Here is a 13703-nt window from a genome sequence, read left to right on the forward strand (position 1 = left end):
TGTCTGCAGCGAGCATCGCCGAAATCGCTGGCGCGCGGTAGACCGCCGGTCTGCGGCATACTTCCGCCTGCCGCAGGACGCGGCGGAAGAGACCGACCATGACCCGACGAATGATGATGCTGGCACTTCTGGCATTGACCTGTACCGCAGCACCTGCCGTTTCCGGCGCCAGCCCGCCAGCAGAGGATGCGGCGACCGCGCAGGCCCTCGCACAGGCGGAAACTCGGGGCAGGGAAATGTTCGAGCATGACTTGGCCGCCGAGCGCGCGACCGATGCCCTGCTCAAGAAGGCCATGCGCGGCGACCGCCGGGTACGGGGCTGGATAACCGAGCGGCGGGACGACCGCTATGAAGTCAGCATGATCGGCGAAGGCGCCGTGGTGCTGTACCGCGCCACCACCGATGCGCGGGGCAAGCTGCTTGGCGCGCCCGAGACGCTGGCGGTTCCAGCGGTTCCTACTGCCTACCAGGCCGGTGCTGCGGCTGCCCGGGCGCTGGCGACGCAGAGCCGCGTCGATGCGTGCGCGAAGACCTACAACAGCGTGGTACTGCCGGCGGACGGCACGACCGCCGATGCATGGACGGTCTACCTGCTGCCGGCCACCACCGACCCTGCCGTGGTCCCGCTGGGCGGCAGCTATCGGTTCGACATCGCGCAGGGCCGGATCACCTCGCAGCGCGCGTTCACCCGCAGCTGCATCCAGTTGAAGCGTGCACCGCGCAATGCGGCAATGATCGTCACCCACATGCTCGACCCGACACCGACGGAAGTGCACGTGTTCTGGAGCCTCTGGGCGCGCTCGCCGCTGTACGTCACCACGGGCGAAGATGTGATCTGGAAGATCGAGGACGGCCGCATCCACCGCGTGCAGGACTGAGCGGCTGCCACGCGCGCGGACGCGTGGCAGCTCCCTGCTGGCGCTTGCAGAGGATCAGGCCGCGCGCACGACGGCTGCGCGGGCTGCTTCGCCCTGCGAGATCTGGAACACCGACACCGAGGTGGTCAGCGCGTTGGCCTGCTCTTCCAGCGCGCGGCTGGCGGCGGTGGCTTCTTCCACCAGGGCTGCGTTCTGCTGGGTCACCTGGTCCATCTGCACCACCACCTGGTTGACCTGTTCGATGCCGGCCGCCTGCTACTTGCTGGCGGCGGCGATGTCGCTCATCAGCTGGTTGGTGCGCGAACTGGCATTCGCCAGGCGGGCGATCGCCGCTTCGGACTGCACGGTCACGGCCAGGCCGCTCTGCACTTTGGTGGCGGCATCCTCGATCAGTTCCTTGATCTCCTTGGCGGCGACGCCGGCGCGCTGCGCCAGGGTGCGCACTTCGCTGGCAACCACGGCGAAGCCACGGCCCTGCTCACCGGCACGCGCCGCTTCCACGGCCGCGTTCAGCGCCAGGATGTTGGTCTGGAACGCGATGCCGTCGATCACCGTAGAGATCTCCGAGATGCGCGCCGACGACTGGTCGATCTCGCCCATCACCACCGCCATCTGCGCCATGGCCTGTTCGGTTTCGCGCACGGCAGCACCGGCCGCATGCGCTTCGCTGTCGGCCTGGCGGGCCAGCTCGGCGTTCTGGCGCACGGTGGAGGTCAGCTCTTCCATCGATGCGGCGGCCTCTTCCAGGTTCGCGGCCTGCTGTTCGGTGCGGCGCGAGAGATCGCTGTTGCCGGCGGCCAGTTCCTGTGCGGCGTTGTTGATGCTGTCGGCCGCCACCTGGATGCCACGGACGATGCCGGTCAGCTGTGCGGTGGTGGTGTTGGCATCGTCGCGCATGCGGGCGAAGACGCCCTCGTAGTCACCGTCCATTCGCGCGGTCAGGTTGCCCTGCGAGATCGCACGCAGCACGTCGGAGACATCGGCGATGCTGGCCTGCGAGCTGGCCATCATTGCATTGAGGTGTTCGACCATCGCGCGGTACTGGAACTGGAACGCCTCGGCATCGCCGCGCACGCTGAAATCGCCCGCGCCAGCGGCACGGGCCAAGGTGTCGATCTGTGCGCTGATGGCCATCAGGCTCTGCTTCACCGCAGCCAGGGTGCGGGTGAACGCGCCCTTCTCGCCGGGGTACTGCGGCAGGTCGCGGCTGAGATCGCCGATCGCGTAGCGCTGCATGACCTCGGCCATCAGCCGTTCCACCTGCACATGCGATTCCACCAGGCTGTTGGTGGCCTGCACCATGCGGCCGAAATCGCCGGGGAAGGCGCTGGCGTCCATGCGGTAGCCGATGGCGCCGGCCTCGTGCTGTTTGGCCATCTGCAGCTGCGCGCCGATGGCGGCCTGCACGCTCTGCCGCACGCTGGCCATGGCCTCGCCCAGCTGGGTCAGTTCATCGCGGCCACCCAGGTGGAAGGACTGGTCCAGCTCGCCCTTGGACAGCCGCTGTGCCAGCTGCACTGCGCGCGCCAGCGGGCCGGTCAGGCTGCGGCCGATCATCACCGACGCCCCAATGCCGACCAGCAGGGCCACGCCGCCCAGCACCAGCAGCTGCAGCAGGCTGCGCTCGCCCAGCCGGATCGCCTCGGCGGCGGCCTGGCGGCTTTCCGTTTCCTCGAAGGCCACGCCATCGGCAAGGGCCTTGTTCCAGCTGTTGGCCGCGTCCTGCACCGGCCCCAAAGTCAGCGCCACGGCGCCGGGGAAATCGCCCTGCGCCATCAGTTCGCTGGTCTGCTTGTTGAGCGGCCGTGCGATGGCGCGCCTGGCCGCGATGGCCTCGCCCATGGCCTTGCCGCCGGCGTCGCCGGGCAGTGCCTGGTAGGCGCTCCAGCTCGCTTCATAGCGCTTCACCAGATCGGCGATGCGCTGCTCGTCGGCGTCGCGCGCATCCCCCTGGCGGATCAGCATTTCGCGGCGCACGACCATCATCTGGTTGTTGGCATCGAGCATTTCCGACAGCAGCCGGACCTTGGCCACGCTGACGTCGACCACCAGCTGCATTTCGCGCTTCTGCACTTCAATGGCGGTGGCGCCGGTGGCGACCACGGCCGCCACCAGCAGCAGGAGCACGGCAAAGCCCAGGCCAAGACGCCAGGCAACTCTGACGTTCCTCAAGTAGTTCATCGATACATCCAAAAACGGGGGGGTGCGAACTTATCGGCCCACCCTCACGCCACCTTGACGCTGCGGGCGTCAGCGCTTCGGTGGCGGTTCACGTTGGCTGTTCAGCCAGCGGCCGCGTGTGGCTGCAGCGGACAGGCGCTGGCCAGGCGCGTGGCCAGATCCTGGCGCAGTGCGCTGAGCGCGACGATGCGGGCGTCGATGTCGGCAAGTTTTTCCTGCAGCGCGGCCGCCAGCAGCGGTCCGGCATCGGCCTGTTCCCACAGCCTGGGCAGGCGCTGGCCGATCTCGGCCAGGGTGAAGCCGAGCTGCTGGGCGGTGCGGATGTAATGCACCAGCATCGCCGTTTCGGCCGGGTAATCGCGGTAACCGTTGGCCAGGCGCCGGGCGCCGATCAGGCCTTGTTTCTCGTAGAAGCGCAGCGCTTCGCGCGACAGGCCACAGGCATTGGCCAGCTCTCCAATCTGCATGGATGTTCCAGAAAACGCTTGACCTTGAAGTTTACTTCAGCCCTGACAGTACGCCCTCTTTCCCCCGTTGAAGGCGTCCATGCTCACCTCCCGCTACCTCCGCATCGTCCGTGCCAGTGCGTTCTACGACCTGCTGGTCACCCTGCCCTTTGCCCTGCCGTGGACCTTCGCTCCGCTGCATGCGGCAATGGTGGCGCTGGCCCAGGCCTGGCAGCTGCCCGGCGAGGTACCCGCGCTGGACCCGCTGCACATGCTGCTGGCCAACCTGCTCGGCTCGGTGGTGGTGATGTGGTCGCTGGCCCGCGTGCTTGCCCCCAGCATGCTGCTGGGCCGGCTGGACGCTGCGGCACGCTGGCTGTTCGCGCTGTGGCAGGTGTATGCGGTGCTGCACGGTGCAAGCACGATCCTGCTGCTGTTCACCGTGGCCGAGATCGGCTTTGGCGTGCTGCAGAGCTGGCGTGTCCGAGGTGGCGAGATGCGTTGAGCGCTCATCTGGCACTCAGCAAACCACGAGCGCTTTCACGCCGGCTGCTCGCGGGGTGCAGGCATGGTGGCTGCATGTTCTGCAGGAGATCCCCATGCTTTCACCTCGTGTTGCCGTGCTTGCGCTGTCGCTGCTGACGATTCCTGCGTTCGCCCAGAACGCACCGGCCAACCTGCCCGCGCCCATCGCCGAACGCGCGGGTCCGGACATCGCAGCGCGCTCGCCCCTGCACGCGCAGGTGCTGCTGGACCGCGCCAACTTCTCGCCCGGCCAGATCGATGGCGAAGTAGGCAGCAACCAGCGCCGCGCGGTGTCCGGCTTCCAGGCCGCGCGCGGGCTGACAGTGACCGGCGAGCTGGACGATGCCACCTGGAACGCGCTGCAGGCCGATGCCAACGCACCACTGGCCAGCTACACCCTCACTGCAGAGGACGTGGCCGGTCCATTCCAGCCGGTGCCGAAGGGGCCCGCCGCGCAGGCCAAGCTGAAGGCGCTGGGCTACGGCAGCGTGGAAGAAGCACTGGGCGAGCGCTTCCATGCCTCACCCGAGCTGCTGAAGGCGCTCAACCCTGGTGTGGATCTGGGCAAGGCCGGCAGCCGCATCCAGGTCCCCAACATTGCCCCGGCGCCCTTGCCGAAGGCGGCCAAGGTGGTGGTCGACAAGTCCGATTCCACCCTGCAGCTGCTGGATGCGCAGGGCAAGGTGATCGCGCAGGTACCGGTGTCTTCCGGCAGCCAGCACGATCCGCTGCCGATCGGCGAATGGAAGATCCTCGGCGTGTACCGCGACCCGCCGTTCCACTACAACCCGAAGCTGTTCTGGGATGCGCGCAAGGGCGAGAAGAAGGCCACCCTGCCGCCGGGCCCGAACAATCCGGTCGGCCGGGTCTGGATCGACCTGTCCAAGCCACACTACGGCCTGCATGGCACTCCCGAACCTGGCCACGTAGGCAAGACCGAATCGCATGGCTGCGTACGCATGACGAACTGGGATGCGGTGCGCGTGGCCGATGCGGTGGATACCTCGGTACCCGTGGTGATGCAGGAGTGATGCGATGCGTCTTTCGCAGCTGATCGTGCTGGGTGTTCTGCTGGGCCTGGGTGCAGGCTGGTGGCTGCGCCGCGATGCCGGTGAGCGGGTGGCCGTTGCCCCGCCTGCAGCGCCGCCAGCGATGGCCACGGCGCCGTTGAAAGAGCCGGTAACGCTGCAGGCAAAGGCACCACCGATCGAAGCCACACCGGCAGCCGCGCAGACCGGAGATGCGCCGACGGGGCTGCTGTTGCCGGTGCAGGGCATCCTGCCCTCGCAGCTGCGCGACACCTTCACCGATGCGCGCAGCGAGGGGCGCGTGCACGATGCGATCGACATCATGGCCGACGCCGGCACGCCGGTGCTGGCCGTGGCCGATGGCACAGTCGAAAAGCTGTTCGACAGCGAGCGCGGTGGCCTGACGATCTACCAGTTCGAGCCCAGCGGACGCTGGTGTTACTACTACGCGCACCTGCAGCGTTACGCCGATGGCTTGGCCGAAAAGCAGGCCATCAAGCGCGGGGAAGTGATCGGCTACGTCGGCAGCACCGGCAATGCCAGCGCCGAGGCCCCGCACCTGCATTTCGAGGTGCACGTGCTGGGCCCGGAGAAGCAATGGTGGAAGGGCGAATCGATCAACCCGTATCCGTTGCTGCAGGCGGCTGGCCGCTGACGCCTCAGCCGGCTGCGCTGCGTGCGGCGCGCAGGCCCGCCTGCAGCGTGTTCACTTCGGCCATCCATTCGTCCAGCGAGTCGACCTCGTCCCACAGCTCACGCAACTCACTGTCTTCGGCCGTCACTTGCTGTACGGCGCGCTCGGCCAATGCGAGCAGCGCAGCGGACGGCCGCTGTGGATTGGCCGTCATCCACGCCTGCAGTTCTTCCTCCGCGGCAATGGCCGGCGAGGGATGGCCCAGCAGCGCCAGAATCACTTCTGCTGCAGCCAAGGCCTTGCTGGCATCGCTGGCGTCCAGATCTTCCTCGCTCTCGGCAGCAGCGCGCAGCGCGTCTTCCAGCAGAGAAAGATCCGTGCTTTCGCGTAGATCGCAGACCAGATCGCAGGCGTCATCGTTCTCGAATGTACCGCTGCCCCATGCACCCATGATGTTGCTCCTTCCTTGATTGCTGTTGATTGATGTTCTGCCACGCGCGGAGCGCTTGACGCTACGCAAGGATGCGGCACGGATGCTTGTGCCTTCAACCTGTCGACCGTTCAGGATTTCGCATGCAGGGCTGCCAGACTCCACGCGCTGGCGGTCTACCCGCGCCGGGCAGATTCGGCGCGGCGAGGTCATCCATCCCTCCTATCACCCAGACCTTGGGTTGTTCCAGGACACGCTGCAGAAAGGCATTAATCGCAGCGGTCCTGTCCGAACAGCAGTGCCAGCACCCGTTGCTGGGTCTGGGTAAACACCGCGTCGGCCAGCCCGATGGGGCCGGTGGAAGGCGCTTTGGTGGCGTTGATACCCATGTTGGGCAGTAACGTACCCAAATTGGGCATCTGGCAAGTACCCCCGCCTGTCACTATCGGGCGGGAGCGCGACGTTGCCAGCGCCGCAGCGCGATGCTCGCGGCCGCCAATCCTCCACCGGCAACCAGCAGCAGCAACGCCACCGGCTGCCAGAAGAAGAACGGCCACAACCACAGGTAATCCAGGTCGGTCACCTTCAATGCGTGCATCGGGGGCAGCAGCTCCACCGTGGCCGCGCGCCCGGCCAGGGCCGGGTCCACCTCCAGCACCGTCACCCGCAACCAGGAGCGCCCGCGTGGCAACGCATCCCCACGGCCGTAGCCGAAGTAGAAGGCGGTAAACCGGTCGGGCGCCACCGATGCCAGGGTACGGGTGATATCAGGATCCGCCGCACCCACGCGTGCCTCCGCGCGGAAATCGACGCGGTCGGTCGGGGTTTCCGCGCGCAGGCGCAGTTCGGGATTAATGGCCGGATCGGTGCCGTCATCCGCGTGGCGCAGGCGCAACCGAAGACGGTCATCGATGAACCGGTAGACCGTGATCTCGGCCGTTGCGCCGGGCTGCAGAACGAGGGGCAGAGTCTGTGTGCGAGAGGCCAGATGGTTCGCCACCGCGCCCAGCAGCAGCACCAGGCAGGCCAGCGTCCACAGGCTCCACAGCAGCCACAGGGTCACCCGTGCGACCGTCTCGCCTTTCATGCCGAAGTCTCCGTCATCGCTGCGCTTCCCTGCCGGTTGTGCCGCCACAGTACCGAAAACGAAAAAGCCCCGCATGCGCGGGGCTTCTCCGTACAGCGACGCCGCGCCGGTAATGCCGGCCACTGACCGGCAGCATCGGTAGTGCCGGCCGCTGGCCGGCAGCGTGAGAGACACTACCGCAGGCCTCGCCTGCAAGGCACAGCGCTTTCGCGCGGCTCAGGCCGGCCTGACTTCCCTGCAGACCAGTTCCGCCAGTTCGCGGCAGGCGAAGAACAGCCCTTCAACCACGCCTTCGTCCAGATGCCTGCGGGGCGTGGCCATGGCGGCACAGCGGTTTGCCGCATGCAGCATCTCCACCGAAGTGAGAATGCCCACGGCTGCACGGTCGATCCGTGCCAGAGACTGGCGTCGTCCGTCGGACAGGTTCTCCTCCGGCCACAACATGCCATCGGAGCCTTCGCCATCACGGATGCGCGTGAGGCAGCCCTGGAACGTGCTGAGATCGGCGGTGGGATTGGCGTCGTCGTTGATGGGATCAACATCATCGAACGGCGGGTTCTTGCGAGTGGTCATGGCGTCGGCTTCCCTGGCTGTGCGTGACAGCGCCACCGCGTGAGTGCGGGTGGCGGACGGTGCGGGATCCAAACCGGGACAGATAGTTACCATGACCGGCGGGTCCGAAGACCCCCACGCACCGCCCGCCATAAAGGCCGACGGATTGCCAGCCGGCACCGCTTCAGGACGGTGCCGGCTGGCAAGCGTATGGAACATCTGTCACGGGTTTGGATTCCCGGCCACCCTTTTTCGGTGGCGCGTCATGATGTCTACGCCTGCAGCTTCCACTCAATGGGAAAAATCCGAATGTCTCGGATGCATCGAGCGCGCGGGGCGAATTGTTGCATGCGTAGGGAACGGCAGAAGCGACAGGAAAAGGCGCGAATGTGATGGCGCGTAGGGACGTGCGACGCACGGTGTCGCAAACAACCTGAACTCCAGAATTGCACGTGACGTTTATCGCTTACCAGGAGTTGTATGCGGCGGTCGCACGAGGAGTGTGAGCGGCGTGCGGCTTGGGAGAATTTGATGTGGCGGGCCGCAGTGGCGTGCCGGAAGCGACATGCTGTGGCTTCGGTTCTGCCAGCCAGGGGCTGGCACTACTGGGGCAGTTCACGGGCGGCGATTCGGCCAAAAAAAACGCCGCGACCCCATAGGGAGTCGCGGCGCTCTTTTTCAATTGAACAGCGTTACCACCACTCCGGGCATGGCCCAGCGCTATCTCAGGCGAACGGATCCTGCAGCACCATGGTGTGGTCGCGGTCCGGGCCGGTGGAGACGATGCTGATCGGGCAACCGGCCAGCTCTTCCAGCGAACGCAGGTAGGCACGTGCGGCCGGCGGCAGCTCGTCCCAGTTGGTGATGCCGTGGGTGTTTTCGCTCCAGCCCGGGAATTCCAGGTACACCGGGGTGCACTCTTCCCAACCCTGCGCGTCCAGCGGCGCGTACTCGGTGCGCTTGCCGTTGTATTCGTAGGCGATGCAGACCTTCAGCTTTTCCATGCCGTCCAGCACGTCCAGCTTGGTAATGCACAGGCCGCTGATGCCGTTGATGGCCACGGCGCGCTTCAGCGCGACGATGTCCATCCAGCCGCAGCGACGCGGGCGACCGGTCGAGGCACCGTATTCGGCGCCGCGGTCGCGGATGCCCTGGCCGATTTCATCGTCCAGTTCGGTCGGGAACGGGCCGCCGCCGACGCGGGTCGCGTAGGCCTTGGCGATGCCCAGCACGTAGTCGATCGAATCAGCGCCGACGCCGGAGCCGGCCAGTGCGCCACCGACGGTGGTGTTGGAGCTGGTGACGTACGGGTAGGTGCCGTGGTCGATATCCAGCAGTGCGCCCTGCGCGCCCTCGAACAGCACGCGCTTACCCTGCTTGCGCAGGTCGTGCAGGATGCCGGCCACGTCGGACTTCATCGGCTGCACGTATTCGCCGAAGGCCAGTGCTTCGTCGAAGGTCTTCTGGAAATCGACCGCATCGGTGTTCAGATACTTGGTCAGCACGAAGTTGTGGTAATCCAGCGCGGTGCGCAGCAGCTCTTCCAGCTGCTTGGGGTAGTGCAGGTCGGCGATGCGGATGCCGCGACGCGCCACCTTGTCTTCGTAGGCCGGGCCGATGCCGCGACCGGTGGTGCCGATGGCCTTGCCGCCGGCAGCGCGTTCGCGCGCCTGGTCCAGGGCAATGTGGTACGGCATGATCAGCGGCGCGGCCGGGGAGATCTTCAGGCGCGAACGCACTTCGACGCCGGAGGCTTCCAGCTCGGCGATTTCCTTCTGCAGCGCGGCCGGCGAGATCACCACGCCGTTGCCGATCAGGCACAGCGCATCGTCACGCAGGATGCCCGACGGGATCAGGTGCAGGACGGTCTTCTTGCCATTGATGACCAGGGTGTGGCCGGCATTGTGGCCGCCCTGGAAGCGCACCACGGCGCCGATTTCCTCGGTGAGCAGATCGACGATCTTGCCCTTGCCTTCATCGCCCCACTGGGCACCCAACACTACGACAGACTGACCCATGACGGGCTCCTCGATTTGTTGCGGCCATCGGGGCCGCGGACGGGTAAACCGTGGCGGGGCTGGCCAGCACCTCGATGGCGGCTCCAAACGGGGAGCGGCCGGCGATGGATGGCCCAGACACGGAAAAAGCCGAACGGGGAGGCCCGTCCGGCTTTTGTGCATTATCCGGGTTTCCGGGGTCGGGTGCCACCTTTCCGACGGACGGCTTTACCGGCCGGTCAGGCGCCCTGTCCGGTCGTGCCGGCCAGGCCACACATGTGAGGTAGTGCCGGCCGCTGGCGGGCAAGGCCAACCAAGGTTGGCATCTACCAGAGACGGGCCACGCGTGTGAACGCAGGCGCCTGTTCGGGATTGCCGGCCAGCGGCCGGCACTACCGTTTGTTGCTGGCCAGCGGCTGGCCGGCAAGGCCAACCAAGGTTGGCATCTACCAGAGCCGGGCCACGCGTGTGAACGCAGGCGCTCCGTTCGGGATTGCCGGCCAGCGGCCGGCACTACCGTTCAATGTCGTGCCCACCACAGCAGGCTCAGGCCGGCCAGCAGCACCAGGCCGCCGAAGCTGCGCAGGGCCGGGCTCGGCAGGTCCAGCAGGCGCTCGGCCATGCGCTTCCAGGCCAGTGGGGCCACGAACAGCAGCAGGCCTTCCAGCACGGCCACCAGGCAGACGGCCGCGAACAGATCTTTCATGTGGGGCACTCCGGAAAAAACACGGGGCCCGGCATCTGGCCGGGCCCCGTGGGATCTTGCCGAACGACCTCAGCGGTCGTTCTTGAGGTACTGCAGGAACGGGTCGTTCTTGTCCAGCACGATCACGCCGTTGCCGTCGGTCATGGAGCCACGGTAGGCCTCCAGGCTGCGGTAGAACGCGTAGAACGACGGGTCGGCCGAACCGGCCTTGCCGTAGATGCGGGCGGCGTCGGCATCGCCTTCACCGCGCAGGCGCTGGGCATCACGCTCGGCCTCGGCGATCAGCACGGTGCTGTCACGGTCGGCCTGGGCACGGATGGTCAGCGACTGCTCCTCGCCCTCGGCGCGCAGCTTGGCCGCCTCCTGCTTGCGCTGTGCGCGCATGCGCTCGTACACGTCGTTGATCACCTGGCTGTCGGTGGGCAGGTCGACCTGCTTGATGCGCAGGTCGATCATCTGCATGCCCAGCCCGGACACCGCTTCGTTGATGCCCTTGAGCTGTTCGGCGATCAGCTCGCTGCGGTCGCCGGACACCAGCTGCTGCAGCGTGCGCGAGTTGATCTGGTTGCGCAGGGAATCGGTGATGATCGGCGCCAGGCGGGCATTGGCCACGCGCGGGTCACCGCCGGTGGCACGGAAGTAATCGCCCACGTTGGAGATGTAACCGATGGCGAAGAAGTCGACGCTGACATCCTTCTGCTCGGCGGTGAAGTAACGCGCCGGTGCCGTGTCCAGCACCTGGAAGCGGCGATCGAACACGCGCACGGTTTCCACCACCGGCACCTTGAAGTGCAGGCCCGGCTTGATATCCGAACGCACCACCTTGCCCAGGTTCAGGACCATGGCGGTCTGGTCCTCACGGACCACATAGACCGACCCCAGCAGGCCCAGCAGGGCCGCCACGACGACGGCAATCCAGATAGAACTTCTCATCGGCTGCCCTCCTCACGGCCGCTCGGACGCCCGGTCGGGCGGGTCAACGGCCGGCCGGGATCACGGGAAACTTCAGTTGCGGTACCCGGCAGCGACGGCATCACCACCTCCGGATTCACCACCGGGGCCGGCGCCGAGGCGCTGGGGCGGGTGTCTCCGGTCATCGGGACGTAGATCAGCTGGCGGCCATCGCCGCCGATGACCTTGCGGTTCTCGCTCAGCACCTGCTGCACGGTTTCCAGCCACAGGCGCTTGCGGGTGACTTCCGGGGCGTCCTTGTACTGGGCCTGCAGCAGGCTGAAGCGCTGCGCGTCACCCTCGGCCTTGGAAACCACGGCCTGCTTGTAGCCTTCGGCGGTGGTACGGGCACGCGAGGCCTGGCCTCGGGCTTCCGGCACGACCTTGGCAGCGTAGGCCTGGGCCTCGTTGATCAGTCGCTCCTTGACCTGCTGGGCACCATTGACCTCGTCGAAGGCCGGCTTGACCTCCTCCGGCGGACGCGCGTCCTGCAGGGTCAGGCCGGTGACGGTCAGACCGGTCTTGAAGGCCTTCAGCAACGCCTGCAGGCGCTCTTCAGCCGCCACGGCCAGCGGGCCACGGTTGTTCAGGACCGAATTGAGGTCGGCGCGGCCGACTTCTTCGCGCACCGCGCTCTGCGCGGACTGCTCCAGCACCTGGTCGGCGTTGAAGGTACCGAACAGGTAGGTCTGCGGGTCGTCGATGCGGTACTGCACGTTCAGCGAGACATTGACGATGTTCTCGTCGCGGGTCAGCACCGGCACCTGGATCGAGAAGGTCTTGATCTCGGTGGCATTGACCTTGGTGACCGATTCGATCGGCCACGGCAGCTTGAAGTTCGGGCCCGGGGTCAGGATCCGCGAGAACTGGCCGAAGCGCAGCACTACGCCGCGTTGCTGTTCGCCGATCAGCTGGAAGCTGGAGAACAGCACCAGCAGAACCAGCGCTGCCACCACCCAACGCAGGATGCCGCCATCGAACAGATCCTTCAGCGGCCCGGGCAGACCGCCCCAGCCACCACCATTGCCACCACCGCGCGACCCGAACGGCCCGCGTCGATTGTCCTCGGGGCCTTGTCCGCCCTTGTTGCCGCCGGGTGTATTCCAGGCCATGCACGCTCCATCAAAATGTGGGCTGCGGCGCGGGCCCTTCCCGCGGCGCCAGCCGTGAATCTTCACCGATCATACAAGATGGGGCGGACTGGCAGGTTTGAAAGGGCCCTGAGCGGGTAAGGTGGCGTTTTCCTCGAAGTCAGGCAGCGCCGATGGTCCCCACCACCCCGTTCACCGCCTTCCGCATCGAAAACGACGATGCCGGCTACCGCAGCGGCCTGGTCCAGCTGGGCGTGGACGACCTCAGCCCTGGCCAGGTGCTGATCCGCGCCCACTGGTCCTCGGTCAATTACAAGGACGCCCTGGCCGGCACCGGCAAGGGAAAGATCCTGCGGCGCTTCCCGCTGGTGGGCGGGATCGACGTGGCTGGCACGGTGGTCGCCTCCAGCGACCCGGCCTGGCGCGAGGGCGATGCGGTGCTGGCCACCGGCTGCGGCCTCAGCGAAACCCGGGACGGCGGCTACAGCCAGTACGTGCGGCTGGAATCGCGTGCGGTCATCGCCCAGCCGGACGGGCTGAGCCCGCGCGATGCGATGGTGCTGGGCACCGCCGGTTTCACTGCGGCCCTGGCTCTGCTGCGCCTGCAGGACAACCGGCTGACCCCGGGGCACGGCCCACTGGCGGTTACCGGCGCCACCGGGGGCGTCGGTGCGCTGGCCGTGGACATCTTCAGCCGCGCCGGTTACGAGGTGCACGCCATCAGCGGCAAACCAGAGCAGGCCGCCTTCCTGCGTGACATCGGCGCCACCGAGGTGCTGCCGCGCGAAGCACTGGCCGATACCGCGCCGCTGCAGTCGGCCCGCTTCGGCGGTGGCCTGGACAATGCAGGCGGACCAATGCTGGCCAGCCTGCTGGCGCAGACCGTGCCCTATGGCAGCGTTGTCAGTGCCGGCCTGGCTGCCAGCCCGACCCTGGAGATGACGGTGATGCCGTACATCCTGCGCGGTGTATCGCTGCTGGGAGTGTCTTCGGCCAGCGCGCCGCGCGACCTGCGCGAAGCCGTGTGGGCCCAGCTGGGCGGGCCGTGGAAGCCACAGCACCTGGACCGCATCTGCACCGCCGAAGTGGGCCTGGCGGATCTGCCGGGCGTGTTCGAGCGGATGCTGGCCGGAGGCTCGCTGGGCCGCACGGTGGTACGGATCGACTGAACGTCGCAGGCAGGCGACGGACGGCAGC

Annotated in this window: 13 protein-coding genes and 1 pseudogene; 5 read left to right on the forward strand and 9 right to left on the reverse strand. The window is 67.0% G+C overall.

What is annotated here, in order from left to right:
• Positions 1 to 236: 236 nt before the first annotated feature.
• Complete coding sequence (locus C1924_RS14450; protein WP_108765925.1) at positions 237 to 878, forward strand: hypothetical protein; 642 nt, start codon at positions 237 to 239, stop codon at positions 876 to 878.
• A gap of 54 nt (positions 879 to 932) precedes the next feature.
• Here C1924_RS14450 and C1924_RS14455 read toward each other — a convergent pair.
• Together C1924_RS14455 and C1924_RS14460 are read right to left on the reverse strand one after the other, a co-directional pair.
• Positions 933 to 3059, reverse strand: a pseudogene (locus C1924_RS14455) (methyl-accepting chemotaxis protein).
• Between the two features lie 101 nt (positions 3060 to 3160).
• On the reverse strand, positions 3161 to 3526 hold the full coding sequence (locus C1924_RS14460; RefSeq protein ID WP_108765926.1) for a MerR family transcriptional regulator: 366 nt from the start codon (positions 3524 to 3526) through the stop codon (positions 3161 to 3163).
• A gap of 79 nt (positions 3527 to 3605) precedes the next feature.
• On the opposite strand from C1924_RS14460, the gene C1924_RS14465 reads away from it, so the two are divergent.
• The 3 genes from C1924_RS14465 to C1924_RS14475 all read left to right on the forward strand — a co-directional run bounded on the left by C1924_RS14465 (position 3606) and on the right by C1924_RS14475 (position 5713).
• On the forward strand, positions 3606 to 4010 hold the full coding sequence (locus C1924_RS14465; protein WP_108765927.1) for a hypothetical protein: 405 nt from the start codon (positions 3606 to 3608) through the stop codon (positions 4008 to 4010).
• Positions 4011 to 4104: 94 nt separating this feature from the next.
• Positions 4105 to 5061, forward strand: coding sequence for a L,D-transpeptidase (locus C1924_RS14470; RefSeq protein WP_108765928.1), 957 nt, complete (start codon positions 4105 to 4107; stop codon positions 5059 to 5061).
• 4 nt (positions 5062 to 5065) lie between these two features.
• Positions 5066 to 5713 (forward strand): M23 family metallopeptidase, encoded by a 648-nt coding sequence (locus C1924_RS14475; RefSeq protein WP_108765929.1) that lies wholly within the window; start codon positions 5066 to 5068, stop codon positions 5711 to 5713.
• Positions 5714 to 5717: 4 nt separating this feature from the next.
• On the opposite strand, the gene C1924_RS14480 is transcribed toward C1924_RS14475, so the two are convergent.
• From C1924_RS14480 to hflK, 7 genes are all read right to left on the reverse strand, one after another.
• Positions 5718 to 6335: a DUF4259 domain-containing protein gene (locus C1924_RS14480; RefSeq protein ID WP_108765930.1), complete on the reverse strand. Its 618-nt coding sequence runs from the start codon at positions 6333 to 6335 to the stop codon at positions 5718 to 5720.
• A 229-nt stretch (positions 6336 to 6564) separates the two neighbouring features.
• Entirely contained in the window at positions 6565 to 7209 is a 645-nt protein-coding gene (locus C1924_RS14490; RefSeq protein ID WP_108765931.1) for a hypothetical protein, read from the reverse strand.
• Between the two features lie 216 nt (positions 7210 to 7425).
• Entirely contained in the window at positions 7426 to 7782 is a 357-nt protein-coding gene (locus tag C1924_RS14495) for a hypothetical protein (protein WP_108765932.1), read from the reverse strand.
• Positions 7783 to 8486: 704 nt separating this feature from the next.
• Positions 8487 to 9779, reverse strand: coding sequence for an adenylosuccinate synthase (locus tag C1924_RS14500; protein WP_108765933.1), 1293 nt, complete (start codon positions 9777 to 9779; stop codon positions 8487 to 8489).
• 499 nt (positions 9780 to 10278) lie between these two features.
• On the reverse strand, positions 10279 to 10464 hold the full coding sequence (locus C1924_RS14505; RefSeq protein ID WP_079222788.1) for a DUF2065 family protein: 186 nt from the start codon (positions 10462 to 10464) through the stop codon (positions 10279 to 10281).
• A gap of 69 nt (positions 10465 to 10533) precedes the next feature.
• Positions 10534 to 11397, reverse strand: a complete 864-nt coding sequence (locus tag C1924_RS14510; RefSeq protein ID WP_108765934.1) for a protease modulator HflC — start codon at positions 11395 to 11397, stop codon at positions 10534 to 10536.
• Entirely contained in the window at positions 11394 to 12527 is a 1134-nt protein-coding gene (gene hflK, locus C1924_RS14515) for an FtsH protease activity modulator HflK (protein WP_108765935.1), read from the reverse strand. Before hflK ends, C1924_RS14510 begins: the two co-directional genes overlap by 4 nt.
• A 152-nt stretch (positions 12528 to 12679) precedes the next feature.
• On the opposite strand from hflK, the gene C1924_RS14520 reads away from it, so the two are divergent.
• Positions 12680 to 13675 (forward strand): YhdH/YhfP family quinone oxidoreductase, encoded by a 996-nt coding sequence (locus C1924_RS14520; RefSeq protein WP_108765936.1) that lies wholly within the window; start codon positions 12680 to 12682, stop codon positions 13673 to 13675.
• Positions 13676 to 13703: the final 28 nt, after the last annotated feature.

This window comes from Stenotrophomonas sp. ESTM1D_MKCIP4_1 (genome assembly GCF_003086895.1).
Classification (GTDB): Bacteria; Pseudomonadota; Gammaproteobacteria; order Xanthomonadales; family Xanthomonadaceae; genus Stenotrophomonas.

Excerpts from the sequence above, each read along its gene's own strand:
- C1924_RS14510 (WP_108765934.1), bottom strand. The coding sequence starts at position 11,397 with ATGAGAAGTTCTATCTGGATTGCCGTCGTCGTGGCGGCCCTGCTGGGC.
- C1924_RS14470 (WP_108765928.1), top strand. The coding sequence starts at position 4,105 with ATGCTTTCACCTCGTGTTGCCGTGCTTGCGCTGTCGCTGCTGACGATT.
- C1924_RS14490 (WP_108765931.1), bottom strand. The coding sequence starts at position 7,209 with ATGAAAGGCGAGACGGTCGCACGGGTGACCCTGTGGCTGCTGTGGAGC.
- C1924_RS14520 (WP_108765936.1), top strand. The coding sequence starts at position 12,680 with ATGGTCCCCACCACCCCGTTCACCGCCTTCCGCATCGAAAACGACGAT.
- C1924_RS14495 (WP_108765932.1), bottom strand. The coding sequence starts at position 7,782 with ATGACCACTCGCAAGAACCCGCCGTTCGATGATGTTGATCCCATCAAC.
- C1924_RS14475 (WP_108765929.1), top strand. The coding sequence starts at position 5,066 with ATGCGTCTTTCGCAGCTGATCGTGCTGGGTGTTCTGCTGGGCCTGGGT.
- hflK (WP_108765935.1), bottom strand. The coding sequence starts at position 12,527 with ATGGCCTGGAATACACCCGGCGGCAACAAGGGCGGACAAGGCCCCGAG.
- C1924_RS14465 (WP_108765927.1), top strand. The coding sequence starts at position 3,606 with ATGCTCACCTCCCGCTACCTCCGCATCGTCCGTGCCAGTGCGTTCTAC.
- C1924_RS14460 (WP_108765926.1), bottom strand. The coding sequence starts at position 3,526 with ATGCAGATTGGAGAGCTGGCCAATGCCTGTGGCCTGTCGCGCGAAGCG.
- C1924_RS14505 (WP_079222788.1), bottom strand. The coding sequence starts at position 10,464 with ATGAAAGATCTGTTCGCGGCCGTCTGCCTGGTGGCCGTGCTGGAAGGC.
- C1924_RS14450 (WP_108765925.1), top strand. The coding sequence starts at position 237 with ATGTTCGAGCATGACTTGGCCGCCGAGCGCGCGACCGATGCCCTGCTC.
- C1924_RS14480 (WP_108765930.1), bottom strand. The coding sequence starts at position 6,335 with ATGACCTCGCCGCGCCGAATCTGCCCGGCGCGGGTAGACCGCCAGCGC.
- C1924_RS14500 (WP_108765933.1), bottom strand. The coding sequence starts at position 9,779 with ATGGGTCAGTCTGTCGTAGTGTTGGGTGCCCAGTGGGGCGATGAAGGC.